This is a genomic window from Gluconobacter sp. P5H9_a (assembly GCF_018812085.1).
In the GTDB taxonomy this organism is placed as follows: Bacteria; Pseudomonadota; Alphaproteobacteria; order Acetobacterales; family Acetobacteraceae; genus Gluconobacter.
On sequence record NZ_JACRVW010000025.1, the window covers coordinates 1 to 12,441 of the forward strand.

At 60.8% G+C, this 12,441-nt stretch carries 11 protein-coding genes; 4 read left to right on the forward strand and 7 right to left on the reverse strand.

Annotated features, from left to right (window positions below):
• Window positions 1-180 (reverse strand): transposase (locus tag KP708_RS14765; RefSeq protein ID WP_215750933.1); only part of this gene is annotated, 180 nt, incomplete at its 3' end.
• Between the two features lie 220 nt (window positions 181-400).
• On the opposite strand from KP708_RS14765, the gene KP708_RS14770 reads away from it, so the two are divergent.
• Window positions 401-1,327, forward strand: coding sequence for a LysR substrate-binding domain-containing protein (locus KP708_RS14770; protein ID WP_215751279.1), 927 nt, complete (start codon window positions 401-403; stop codon window positions 1,325-1,327).
• Between the two features lie 12 nt (window positions 1,328-1,339).
• Here KP708_RS14770 and KP708_RS14775 read toward each other — a convergent pair whose 3' ends face one another.
• Window positions 1,340-2,071: a class II aldolase/adducin family protein gene (locus tag KP708_RS14775; RefSeq protein ID WP_215751280.1), complete on the reverse strand. Its 732-nt coding sequence runs from the start codon at window positions 2,069-2,071 to the stop codon at window positions 1,340-1,342.
• Between the two features lie 261 nt (window positions 2,072-2,332).
• On the opposite strand from KP708_RS14775, the gene KP708_RS14780 reads away from it, so the two are divergent.
• Genes KP708_RS14780 through KP708_RS14790 form a run of 3 tightly spaced genes read left to right on the forward strand, consistent with a single transcriptional unit; the run spans window position 2,333 to window position 5,485 of the window.
• Window positions 2,333-3,574 carry an NAD(P)/FAD-dependent oxidoreductase gene (locus KP708_RS14780; protein ID WP_215751281.1) on the forward strand — a complete coding sequence of 414 codons (1,242 nt, stop codon included), beginning with the start codon at window positions 2,333-2,335 and terminating at the stop codon, window positions 3,572-3,574.
• Between the two features lie 15 nt (window positions 3,575-3,589).
• The gene (gene argE, locus KP708_RS14785) at window positions 3,590-4,768 is read left to right on the forward strand and encodes an acetylornithine deacetylase (RefSeq protein ID WP_371822793.1); all 1,179 of its coding nucleotides are present in this window, start codon (window positions 3,590-3,592) and stop codon (window positions 4,766-4,768) included.
• A gap of 39 nt (window positions 4,769-4,807) precedes the next feature.
• Entirely contained in the window at window positions 4,808-5,485 is a 678-nt protein-coding gene (locus tag KP708_RS14790) for a DUF1028 domain-containing protein (protein ID WP_215751282.1), read from the forward strand.
• Between the two features lie 15 nt (window positions 5,486-5,500).
• Here the strand turns inward: KP708_RS14790 and KP708_RS14795 are convergent, their stop codons facing one another.
• The 5 genes from KP708_RS14795 to KP708_RS14815 form a co-directional block, all read right to left on the reverse strand.
• Window positions 5,501-7,114 (reverse strand): GMC family oxidoreductase, encoded by a 1,614-nt coding sequence (locus KP708_RS14795; protein WP_215751283.1) that lies wholly within the window; start codon window positions 7,112-7,114, stop codon window positions 5,501-5,503.
• A gap of 5 nt (window positions 7,115-7,119) precedes the next feature.
• A complete protein-coding gene (locus KP708_RS14800) occupies window positions 7,120-9,477 on the reverse strand; it encodes a TonB-dependent receptor (protein WP_215751284.1) in 2,358 nt (785 codons plus the stop codon).
• Window positions 9,478-9,549: 72 nt separating this feature from the next.
• A complete protein-coding gene (locus tag KP708_RS14805; RefSeq protein WP_215751285.1) occupies window positions 9,550-9,963 on the reverse strand; it encodes a RidA family protein in 414 nt (137 codons plus the stop codon).
• Window positions 9,964-10,109: 146 nt separating this feature from the next.
• On the reverse strand, window positions 10,110-11,501 hold the full coding sequence (locus KP708_RS14810) for a cytosine permease (RefSeq protein WP_215751286.1): 1,392 nt from the start codon (window positions 11,499-11,501) through the stop codon (window positions 10,110-10,112).
• A gap of 28 nt (window positions 11,502-11,529) precedes the next feature.
• Window positions 11,530-12,441 (reverse strand): hypothetical protein (locus KP708_RS14815; protein WP_215757212.1); only part of this gene is annotated, 912 nt, incomplete at its 5' end.

The following is a 12,441-nucleotide window of genomic DNA, read 5'->3' on the forward strand; positions in this document are numbered from 1 at the left end:
GACCAGATCGGCCTGCGGTTCAGGCACTGACAGATCAGCGGTCCGATACTGCGAAATCCAGTGTCCCAATGTCGATTTGCCAATCCCCAGATCCGCTGCCACGCGGGTCCGTGACAAACCGCTGCTCAAGGCAATCCTTACCGCCTCACGGCGGAATTCTTCTGTGTGCGTCACTGCCATGGTTCCGTGCCTCTCCCGATGTGAGCTTAAAACGCTCAGTCAACCGGCACAAAACCGTAGCAAGTCCAGCTTCGCCGCCGCACGATATGAGCCAGATTGATCGGATATGCTCTAGCTCGGCCGCTCAAAGATATTCGGGAGTGAAATTTTTTTTGTATTCAGTCCAGTCATAACGATATTCCGGTTATGCGTCCCGCGTCGAATGAGTTAGGCTGTCATAATGCGTTATACACTCCGGCAGTTAGAGTACTTTGTGGCGGCCGGGGAAGCCGGCTCTATCCGGCAAGCGTCCGAGCGCCTTTCGATTTCTCAGCCTTCCATCTCGACGGCGATTTCCCATCTCGAGCTTGAACTGAACGTCCAGCTTTTTATCCGCCACCACGCACAAGGCTTGTCCCTTACAGCCGTGGGGCAGATCCTGATGGAAGAGGCCAAGCGCGTGCTGGGGATGGCTGAAAACCTCTATTCTCTGGCTGCGGAAACCACAGATCAGGTGAGGGGGGCGCTCTCGGTGGGCTCAATGGTCACGCTTGCCCCCATGATCATGCCTGAACTCGTTCACAGTTTCTGTACGCGCTACCCTGCCGCCGAAATCCGTCAGGTGGCGTCTAATCACGAATGGCTGGCCGAAAAACTCAAACAGGCTGAAATTGATATCGCCATCACGTACGACCTGCATCTTCCTCCCGGGATTGAGTTCATTCCTCTGGCCAGCCTTCCGCCCCATGTCCTCGTCAGCGAAAACCATCATCTTGCGCAGCGTTCGTGCGTGGACCTGGCTGAGCTTGCCGCCGAGCCGATGATCTTCCTCGACCTCCCTCTCAGCAGGCAGTATTTCAACGCCCTATATCACCACGAGGGCCTGCAACCCAATATCTACGCCCGCTCCGCCGAGCAGGAAGTGGTGCGGACCATGGTTGCAAATGGCTATGGCTATACGCTGGCGAATGTCCGTCCGTGCTCCGATATGGCCCTCGACGGCAAGAAGGTCGTTCGCGTGCGGCTGTCAGGCGATCATCGCCCGATGGTCATCGGCATGGCAACATGGCAGGGTGTCCGCAAATCGCGCCTGCTGGACCTTTTTGCTCATCACTGTCGCTCCTCGATTTCCGACACGGCAATTCCGGGCATGAAACCCTTGGCCTAGGACCGGCCCTGATTATTCGGCGTAATCGGACTCTTCCCGATCGAGGATGAGCTTCATTTCCTCGAAATGCCTAATGGAAAAATCCCGGATCTTTTCCCAGTCCCGCGCCGTTCTCTCCGCCACATCGTCCGACAGGACGGAAAGCTCACGTCCGGTGGAATAGGCTGTCACAAGAATCTGACAGGCGCGTTCTATCGTGTACATGTCGTCGAACGCTTCCCCAACCGTCTCCGCAACGATCAGTACGCCATGATTGCCCATCATCAGCCGCGTCCTGTCTTTCAGAAGAGATGCCAAGCGCGCGCCTTCTGCCTCGCTGTCTGCCATGCCTCCATACTGGGTGTCCACGGCAACCCGGTTGAAATACCGGGCCGTATTCTGGTCGATCGGCAAAATCGTGGGGTCGCGCAGCGTGGAGATCGTCGTGCTGTAGACCGGATGCAGGTGCATCGCGACCTGTGCCGCCGGATTCAGACGATGCAACTGCCCGTGGATCGCCCATGCCGTCGGGTCCAGATCGCAGGACGCCAGACTTTCAGCATCGTTCGTATCGACCAGGATCAGGTCGCTCGCCCGGATCCGCGAGAAATGTCGCCATTTCGGGTTGATGAGAAAACGCGAACCGTCCGGCGAAACCGACATGCTGAAATGGTTTGCGACGGCCTCATGCATGCCAAGCCGGGCCGCCAGACGGAAGGCGGCAGCAAGATCAATCCGTGCTTTTTTCTCGTCATGCGCGGTCATGGAGGCGGTCCCTGAGCAAGATGGTCTGAAATATCGGTCTTCCTGATCTTCTAGAGAGTCGCCGATGGACGGCAAAGACGGATTTATCAAATTCATCCCCCCGTTTTTCCGATGCAGCACGCGGGAAAACTCTTAGGAAAAGACTAAGCAACGATAATCAATTCGATTGTTTCTCGAGGCATATCGTTTCCATAAAACAACGGAGAGGTCTTCCTGAGTTGTGGAAGAATTCTTCTGTCAGTCCAGTAGGAAATGTCCAGCATGACAACGGAAAACGTCGATACCCTCATCATTGGCGCGGGCCAGGCCGGCGTGGCGATGAGTGAACACCTGGGCAAAAGAGGGGTGCCACATCTCGCCGTGGAACGCGGAAACATTGCCCAGAGATGGCGTGCCGAACGCTGGGATTCCCTTGTCGCCAACGGCCCCGCCTGGCACGACCGTTTTCCGAACCGGACATTCGACAAAACAGCCCCCGACGGCTTTGCCCCACGTGCCCAGATTGTCGACTATTTCGAATCCTACGCGACCCAGATCAACATGCCCATTCGTTGCGGCGTCGAAATACGTCACCTTCGAAAGTCCCCGGACGGCATCGGATTTGAAGCGCAAACGGCAGACGGCACCATCAGGGCACAGAACGTCGTCGTCGCAACCGGACCGTTCCAGAAGCCGTCCTTCCCCGACATCATCCCTGCAGAGTTCGACGTGCACCAGATGCACTCGAACAGTTATAAAAACCCTCAGCAGATTGCCGATGGCGGCGTTCTGGTCATCGGGGCAGGGTCGTCCGGCGCACAGATCGCGGACGAACTGCGCGCTTCCGGTCGGGACGTCTGGCTGTCCGTCGGCCCGCATGATCGTCCGCCCCGTCGTTACCGTGGCCGCGATTTCGTCTGGTGGCTCGGCGTGCTGGGATTGTGGGATATGAAAGTCCCCAGCCCCGATACGGAACACGTCACCATCGCCGTCAGCGGTGCTCATGGCGGTCACACCGTCGATTTCCGTGACCTCGCCGCCAGCGGCATGACTCTGCTGGGCCGGACCGAGAGCTTTGAGAACGGCTGCCTGTATTTCGCCCGCGATCTCCAGAAGAATATCGAAGGTGGCGACGCCAACTATCTGTCGATGCTCGATGCCGCTGATGCCTATGTCACGGCGAATGGCCTGGATCTCCCCGAAGAGCCCGAAGCCCGCAACATCGGCGCCCTCCCGACCTGCGCTACAGACCCGATCCTGAGCCTCGACCTGAAAGCAGCCGGGATCAAAACCGTCATCTGGGCCACCGGCTACAAGTTCGATTTCAGCTGGATCGACATTGACGTCCTCGATGCCCGTGGCGCCCCCCTTCACGAACGCGGCGTTTCCGTCGTGCCGGGCCTTTATTTCCTGGGGCTGGCCTGGCTGTCGCGGCGCGCTTCTCCCTTCATCTGGGGCGTCTGGCACGATGCGGACTATCTCGGAGAGCATATCGCAGACCGCCGTCTGGCTCTGGCAGGCTGACGGCGGAGGCGCCCGGTGTCCGTTTCCGAAATCGAGAGCATCCTCTCGTCGCTCGTCGGCTTTCCCAGCGTCTGCGGGCTGCCGAACGGAGACATCATAGACTGGATCGAGGCGCATCTTCTGGCCTCCGGCGCGCGGGTACGCTGCATTCCCGGAGACACCTCCAACGGTGTTCCGGGGCGCTACAGTCTGTTCGCCACGATTGGCCCGAAGGCGGCAGGCGGCATCGTCCTGTCCGCCCATGCGGACGTGGTCCCCGTCACCGGCCAGAACTGGTCGTCGGACCCGTTCGTTCTCACACGGCGCGAAGACCGGCTGTATGGCCGGGGCAGCAGCGACATGAAAGGCTTTCTGGCCTGTATGCTGAACCTCGCCCGCAAGGGTGGCGCGGAGGGTGCGCCGCCGCTCAAACGCCCGCTTTACCTCGCCATTTCCCATGACGAAGAGCTCGGCTGCCTCGGGATCCGCTCCCTGATCGCAGGCATCCGCGAAGACGGCGAATTCGGCGATCAGGGTGCGCTCGGCTGCATCGTGGGCGAGCCGACGGGCATGCAAGTCGCTCTCGCCCATAAAGGGAAAATCGCGTTCGAAATCATCTGCCACGGACAGGCTGCCCATTCCGCAAACCCGTTCCTTGGCAAAAGCGCCATCACCCTCGCAGGCGACATGGTCGCGGCGCTCTCGCGGTTGCAGGACCACATCCGCCAGACCGAACGGCACGATACACGCTTCGGCGTTCCGTTCTCCACCGTGCAGGCAGGCCTGATTTCCGGTGGAGCGGCGCTGAACATCGTCCCGGACCTGTGTACGATCACAGCCGAACTGCGCCTTCTGCCGGGCTATGAAGGCGCGCCCTATCTGGCCTGGCTGGAAGACGCCGCCCGTCAAGCCACGGAAAAACTCGGTGGCGGCGAGATCGAACTGCGGATCACGAATGCCTATCCCGGCCTGAACGCCACCGCCTCGAGCGACATCTGCTCCCTTGCCCTGCACGAAGCCGGGCAGAATCAGGTTGGCGTCATTGATTTCGGCACTGAAGCGGGGCTTCTGCAGGAACAACTCGGACTGGACTGCATCGTCTGCGGTCCCGGTTCCATCGCGCGCGCCCATAAGGCCGACGAATACATTACCCTGCCCGAACTGGCCGACGCAGAACGCTTCCTTGACGGGGTGCTCGACCATCTCAGACGATGAGCGGCCCAGACGCCGCGCGTTTCATGAAAGACACCGCCCATGACCTTTTCCATTGTCGCCCGCTGTGAGCGGACCGGCCAGTTCGGGATGGCCGTTTCGTCGTCTTCTCCCGCCGTTGCCAGCCGCTGCGCCTTCGCTAGAGCAGGCGTCGGCGTCGTTGCCACCCAGAACATCACCGATCCCCGCCTCGGCCCCGCGGGGCTGGACCTGCTGGAGCGGGGGGCAACTGCAGCGGAATGCCGGGATATTCTGGTCCGCGGCAACGCATTTGCGGCATTCCGGCAACTCGTCGTCCTCGATCGCACTGGCGGCACAGCACTCTGGGCCGGAGAGCAGGTTCTGGGGTGCCACGCCGAGATTGCCGGAACCAATGTTGCCGCCGCAGGCAATATGCTGGCCAGCGTGGACGTTCCGGCTCTCATGAAGGACGCCTTCAACGCCTCCAGCCCGTCGCTGGACCTAGCGGAAAGGCTGATCCTCGCAATGGAAGCGGGTCTCGCAGCAGGCGGGGAGGCCGGTCCGGTCCATTCCGCCGGGCTGATCGTCGTGGAAGAACAGAGCTGGCCGCTGGTGGACCTGCGTGTGGACTGGAGCGACGCCCCGCTCGCCGATCTGCGGAGCCTGTGGACGCTCTGGCAGCCCCAGATGCGCGACTACGTCACACGCGGTCTCAACCCGCTTTCCGCACCTTCATACGGTGTGCCGGGGGACCGTTAAGGCCCCCCATTTTTCTCAGGCGACGTCCTGCAGAATCATCCGCGCCGCCTTCGCCCCGATCATCATGCTCGGGGCGCTGGTGTTGCCGCTGATGAGCGTCGGCATGATCGACGCATCCGCCACCCGCAGCCCCGAAATCCCGCGTACCGTCAGGCGCGGCGTCACAACCGCATCGTCATCCACGCCCATGCGGCACGTCCCGGCGGGATGAAAGACCGTGGCTGCACTCCGCCGCAGATACTCCAGGATCTGGGCGTTGTCCGCCACGTCCTCGCCGGGCGCGACTTCCGTGCCCCGGGTTCCGTCAAAGGCCCCCTGCGCCAGAATGTGCCGCGCCGCGCGAATGCCTTCGCACAGAACGTCCAGATCGTGCGGGTCTGATGCGAAACTGAAATCAATGACCGGCTGGTTTGAGCCATCCGTTGCCAGCCGGATGCTGCCCCGGCTTTTGGGCCGCAGAACACAGGTATGGATCGCAATCCCATGCCCCCATTCAAACAGCCGCCCGCGCGGACTGCGATAGCCGGGCACGAAATGAAACTGGATATCCGGCACGGCATCGCGGGCGAGGGACGTGCGCGCAAATCCCCCGGCTTCGACATAATTCGTGGTCAGCCACCCCTTGCGCCCGAACAGGAACCGGAGCGGAGATATCAGCACGGACGGCAGCGACCGGCCGGAAAATCCCAGCGTCCGATGATCGTTCGAGCGCACCGTGACCAGCCCGTCCAGATGATCCTGAAGGTTCTGGCCCACGCCCGGCAGGTGATGCACCGGCGAAATCCCCGCCGCGATCAGATCCGTGCTGCGCCCGATCCCGGACGCCATCAGGATCTGCGGAGAGCCGATCGCCCCCGCACACAGCACGATTTCCCGCTCCGCCCGCAGCAGTCGGGCCGTGCCGTCCTGAACGACCACGACGCCCCGCGCCACCCGGTCCTCGATCACCAGATTGCGGACCTGAACGCCCGACATCAGGCTGAAATTCGGCCGCTTCAGGATAGGATGAACAAAAGCCCGATACGCACTCAGCCGATAGCCGTTGCGCTGCGTTACGTCATACAGACCAACGCCTTCCAGCGTCGCGCCGTTGAAATCTGTATTTTCCGATAGCCCCGCGCTGACGCCGGCCTGAACGAAGCGTTTCGAGAGCGGATTTATGTCCCGCGGCGTCGTGACATCCAGCTCGCCTTTGAAACCGTGATACGCCGGATCAAGCTGCCGGTGACAGTGTTCGAGGTCCCGGAACTCGGGCAGAACGTCGTCCCATCCCCAGCCCGCACAGCCCAGAGCCTGCCAGTGATCGTAATCCGTGCGGTCGCCCCGGATATAGATCATGCTGTTGAGCGTGGTGGACCCGCCTAGCGCCTTGCCGCGCGGCACATGAATGCGCCGCCCCGCCAAATGCTCCTGCGGCGTTGAGTGGAACTGATAGGCGAAGCGCCCGCTTTTGTAGAGCGTTATCGTCCCCGCCGGAATGCGGATTCTTGGCGTATGGTCGCCGCCCCCCGCCTCCACGAGACAGACGCTGAAACGCCCGTCGGCGCTGAGACGGTTGGCGATTACGCACCCCGCAGAACCAGCGCCCACGACGATGAAATCGAAAGAGCGGGACAGATCGTTCTGCATGATCCTCAGAACCCCGTGGAAACAGTCGCAAGACAGGCAAAAGACGGCGCCACATAATAGCTGGACGTTCCCGCAACCGGCCCCGTGCTGTAAACGCCCGACAGGTAATGGCTGTCGCCCAGATTGACGATGTTCAGGCGGATGCTTGGCTTCTTGAAAAACCCGATGTCATGTGTGCGGGCGCCAAGCATCATGTCCACCTGCTTGTGGCCCGGAATGCGCTCGTCATTCATGAACGTGCCGTATTCCTTGTCGACATATTTCATGGATACGCTGCCGAAGAACGTGCCGTCATCGTATTGAACGCCAATCGCCGCCATCCAGCGCGGTGCGGATGTTGCGATCTTGCCCTTCGTGGCGTAGGTCACGCCGCCCATCGTGATGTTGTTGTCGTTGGTCGCATAAAGATATTCCGCCGATACATACGGAGAGAAGTGATGCCAGGGCGTAAAGCCCAGCTCCGCATCCACACCCCGCGACGTCATCCCGCCAGCATCGAGGAAGTAAGGAACGGCATTGATGTACTGGTTAATGGCGTGGTGAACGAAGTTGTAGTTGAACAGCGTCACCGACCCCATGACCCAGTTGTTGTGATACCGCGCGCCCAGTTCCTCGGCGATGCTGTATTCGTCCTTCAGATGCGTGTTCGCCGTCTGGTAAAGGCTCGCATCATACGGGCTGTTATATTGGTTGTAGAACGCAGACCCCATCGGCACGCGGAAGCTCGTCGTCGCATTGGCGAAAAGCTGGATGTTGTCATTCACCTTGTAGCTGATCGACATGCGCGGCAGCGGCTCGGCCGAGTTGTAGCCGACGGCGTACTGCGGGCCGGGCTGCTGGAGCGTCCCGTTGCGCGCGGTCATGACTTCCTTGAACCCGACATTGATATGCAGCCGGTCATTGAGCAGCCGCACTTCGTCCCCGACATACAGCCCGACCATCTGCGTGATCGTATGATATCGCCAGCCATTGAGAACGGTCCCGTCCGTCAGCTTGAGCAGCGAGTTTGAAACATTTCCCGCTGCGTCCAGCCCGGAGAACGGCTCGCTCACATTCATGTCGCTGTAACCGTACCACGCACCTGCTACCAGATGATTGATGCCGGAATCGTAATGCAGGGCCGCATTCAGCCCGGTATAGCTCTCGCGTCCATACCAGTCCCATTTCGCGGCGACATTGCCATCCTGGGAATAGGTGTTGCCCGCAAGCTGGCCATTGATGGGCTGCGTGCCGTCATAATAGGTGCCGCTCGTCGGGATCGTATAAACGCCCAGCGGATAATTGCCCGACCCGTGATAGAAATAGGGCGTAATATCCAGAGAAAGCTTGTGGGTCAGTGCCAGATGGGACTGGCTGCTCAGGAAATAATCTGTCCAGTTCGTCTGGAACCCCTTGTAATAATTGGAATTACCAAACTTGTAGGTGCCGTCCAGATTGATCCCGCCGCCAAGCCCGCTCTTGTTCCAGGCTGCCAGCGAAGGCGTGCTGTACCAAGCCGTGTTCTCGTTATTGTACGTGAAAGAGAGGGACGTATAGCTCTCCGGCGCCCAGTCCTTGATCGCCTTGAAATCCATATGTCGGCGCAGGTTCCGCCCTGGCCCACGCCAGGCCTGGCTGGTCAGGTTCGAAAACGATGCAAAAGCCCGCAGCCCCGTATGTCCGATCTCCCCGGTATCGTACCGCAGAAATTGCCGGTTCATCTGATGCGACCCATAGCTCACATCCACCTGTCCGGAACGCGTATATTCCGGATTGCGGATCCGCACGTTCATCGTACCACCCGCAGAATAAACGGTCGGAATTTCAATATCCGGCGCGCCCTGCTGGAGTTGGACACTCTCCATGTTCTCGCTGTCTACCCATTCCGACGAGTTCGGGGTGTAATTGTCCGGGTCGTTCATCGGCGCGCCTTCGAAGATATAGCCGATTTCCTGCTGGTTGAGGCCGCGGACGCTGACGGAGGACTGGTCGGTGACGCCGAAGGGGTCTCCCATGGCGACGTTGGCGCCGGGGGAGAGGGTTACGAGGGCCAGGGTGTTGGAGGCCGGGGACTGTTTGGCGATGAATTCGTGCGACACGGTGCTGACGGAGCGGGCTGCGGTTTCGCGTTTGATTAGGCCGCCGCCAGGTCTGTGGCGGCTGACGGAGACGCTGATCGTTTCTCCGGCGCCGGTGTTGTCCACGGCAGTGCGTTTTGGGCGCGCCGAGGCCGGGGCTGGCGACGCAGCATGGGGCTGAGTGCTATGGGCGGGTGTGTGATGTTTGCCCGGGGCCGCAAAGGCTGTTTTCGTGCCTCCTCCCAGCAGGAGAATTGTCGAGGAGAGAAGCAAACAATGGCGTGAAAACAGGGATTTCGTCTGCATGGCGGTACCTCGGCATGAATGGCCCGTGCGGCGCGGGACGTGCGTTAAGGGAGGAGGGCTTGGGGTGTGTGGTCAGCCGGGGATGACGGCGATGACGTCCACTTCGATCAGCCACTCGGGGCGGGCAAGGGCGACGACGACCAGTCCTGTGAAGACGGGGAAGACCCCTTTGAGGTGCAGCCCCAGGACGCGATAGGTGGCTTCGCGGTAGCGGATGTCGGTGAGGTAGACCGTGACCTTGCAGATATGGGAGAGGTCGGAGCCGGATTCCTTGAGGAGAAGGGTGATGTTTTCCATGACCTTGTGGGCCTGTCCGACCGGATCGCCGACGCAGACGTTTTCACGCGTGTCGAGATCCTGCGGGACCTGTCCGCGGACATAGACAGTGTTTCCTGCGACGACGGCCTGACAGAGGTCGTTGTCGAGGTTTTGCTCGGGGTAGGTGTCCTTCGTATTGAAGGGGCGGATTCTGGTGTGAATGGGCATGGAATTGTTTCCTCAAACTCTTCGCGCCTGATGCGAGTTTGGTGCGATAGAGGAATGGTCGCAATTCGGTGCGATGAGTTAAAGAACGGATGTATGGGGAAGCGCTTCGGAAAAACCGAAGAAGACGTCCGCAGGCAGCCGGACCGTCAGTTCCGGTTGCGGGACAGGGCCAAATAAAGGCCGCCGGGGACGAGAATTCCGATGATCCATGAGACGTCGATACCGCCAAGAGCGCGGGCGAGCGGGCCGGTATAGAGGCCATTTGACAGGAATGGAATCTGGACGATGACGCCGATGGCGTAGCACAGCAGAGCCGGGCGGTTGGCGCGGCCGTAGACGCCGCCGTCGTGTCGGAACAGGGAAGGAATATCGTAGGCCCCGTGCCGGACTAAATAATAATCAACGAGATTGATGGCCGTCCATGGAGACAGGACGGCGAGGAGCAGTGCGATGACGTTGTCGAGGATTTCCAGCACGTTTCCGGTCAGATTGATCGTGATGACGGCGCAGCACAGGCACAGCGTGAGCGCGGCGAAGGCGCGGGAGCGGCTGGTCGGGGTCCAGTTGGGGCGGAATGTCTGGAGGAAGGTCAGGGACGAAAGGGCGGCGCAGTAGATCTGCATGGTGCAGCTCACCAGCGTCGAGACCATGATGACCGCGAACAGGGCCATCGGCAGGAGCGGGGACCAGGGCCTGACGGCGTCGTACATGCTTCCTGAAAAGCCGGTGCTGCCGAGATAGGAGCCGATGAAGGTCGGGAAGGCGGTGCCGATGACGCTGCCGGTCAGACAGACGAGAAACGCCGTGCGCTCTCCTGTCGCGGAGGGGAGATAGCGGGTGTAATCGGAAACATAGGGGGCGTAGGCGATCTGCCACAGGACGCCGAGCGACAGGGCCGTCAGGAAGTCGTGGGGTGTGGGGGACTGCCAGAACGGCTGGGCGAGATGGCCGCCGGATGCGGACATGTAGGCGAAGGCCAGCAGGACAAACGTAATGGCGGCGACGGGAATGAAGCCGGAGATGAAGCGTTCGATCACGTCATGACCGATCGCGCAGAGGGCGCCGATGATGAGGACGGAAATCCAGATGGGAAGCTGGCTGACGGAAGGGCCGAAGACCTGCACGATCTGTTCGCGGCTGATGGCGAAGAACGTCGAGGTGAAGCCGACATACATCAGGATGATGATGGCAATGATCAGCAGGCTGCCTGTGGAGCCGAACTGACCGCGGGTCTGCTGCATCTGCGGGATGCCGAGATGAGGACCCTGTGCGGCGTGGAGGGCCATAAAGATTCCGCCCAGCAGGTTGCCCGAGAGAATGGCGAGGAGGGACCAGCCGAGGGAGAGGTGGCAGATGGTCGGGTACAGCAGGCCGGTCATGACGGCCATGATGTTCTGGTTGGCGCCGATCCAGACCATCAGCAGCGACCAGGCGTTGCCGTGGCGGCGGTCTTCGGGGATGGGAAAGATCGTTTCGTTTTCAACGGCAAAGGCCGATGTTGCGGTTTCCTGAACGGTCTTGTTGTGGGACGGGTTCATGAAGGCAGGATCTTTCCCGTTTTCTGGTTCAGAGATCGTTCCACTCTGGCATTGTACTGGACGGGTCGATAGTCCCCAGAAAGCGTGAGATTACGTCCGCGCTTTCGGGTTCTGCCCCGCACATCAGGGCGATGGCCAGACCGGTCAGGGAGGAGGCGGGCGTGTGGCGGCTTTTGGGGTTTTCTTCCGACCGGGCGCAGAGATCCATGACGAGGGTGGGGCAGCAGAACAGGCCGGAGCGGATTGTTTCGCGCCAGTTGGCGGGAAGTGCATCACGTTGCGCCAGACCTTCGAGCAGGGGGCGCCACAGGAGGCGGGCCTTGTCCTGAAGGAAGGCCTGTCGCAGGGGCGGGAGCGACCAGTTTGTCGTGACGAACGCCGTTCCGTTGCTGATCCGGATTTCGGGGTGGGTTTTTAGCTCTGCGGAATGATAGAGCCAGTCCGCATGGGCGAAAATATTGTGAAACGTGGCCTTGATTTCGGCCAGCAGGGCCGGAATGTGGCGCCCGGCGAAAGCGGGGTCGAACAGGGTGAGGCTGGTGGTGTTGGGGTTGAACCAGACATTTGCGTTATGGGCGTCTCCGTGGGAAACCACGCCGCCGCTTTGGGCTACTGCTTCGGGCGACAGGTTTTCGAGCGCGTTGTAAAAACAGTCTTTCAGGGTGCGGTCGTAGCGGATGCCGTCGATCACCCAGTGCAGTTCGAGAAGCTCGTGGCCGGTCAGGGTTGCGTCCGGAAATGTGAAAGTCCGTTCGGAGGCGAAGAATTTCGTTGCGCGGCTGCCGAGCGTGCCAGGCGGTTGATCCGGGGTGGTGAGGCGATGGTGAAAGAGCTGGTGGATGGGTTCGTCCGCGCTCTGTTGGCCGGTGATCGGGTGCCATGAGCGCAGGTAGAGCGTGGCGCTCAGGGCGTCCAGTTCCTGCTGGGCGCGTCTGAGGGC

Coding starts and splice junctions, on each gene's coding strand:
- KP708_RS14770 (WP_215751279.1), top strand. CDS start 401: ATGCGTTATACACTCCGGCAGTTAGAGTACTTTGTGGCGGCCGGGGAA.
- KP708_RS14790 (WP_215751282.1), top strand. CDS start 4,808: ATGACCTTTTCCATTGTCGCCCGCTGTGAGCGGACCGGCCAGTTCGGG.
- KP708_RS14800 (WP_215751284.1), bottom strand. CDS start 9,477: ATGCAGACGAAATCCCTGTTTTCACGCCATTGTTTGCTTCTCTCCTCG.
- KP708_RS14775 (WP_215751280.1), bottom strand. CDS start 2,071: ATGACCGCGCATGACGAGAAAAAAGCACGGATTGATCTTGCTGCCGCC.
- KP708_RS14780 (WP_215751281.1), top strand. CDS start 2,333: ATGACAACGGAAAACGTCGATACCCTCATCATTGGCGCGGGCCAGGCC.
- KP708_RS14805 (WP_215751285.1), bottom strand. CDS start 9,963: ATGCCCATTCACACCAGAATCCGCCCCTTCAATACGAAGGACACCTAC.
- KP708_RS14795 (WP_215751283.1), bottom strand. CDS start 7,114: ATGCAGAACGATCTGTCCCGCTCTTTCGATTTCATCGTCGTGGGCGCT.
- KP708_RS14810 (WP_215751286.1), bottom strand. CDS start 11,501: ATGAACCCGTCCCACAACAAGACCGTTCAGGAAACCGCAACATCGGCC.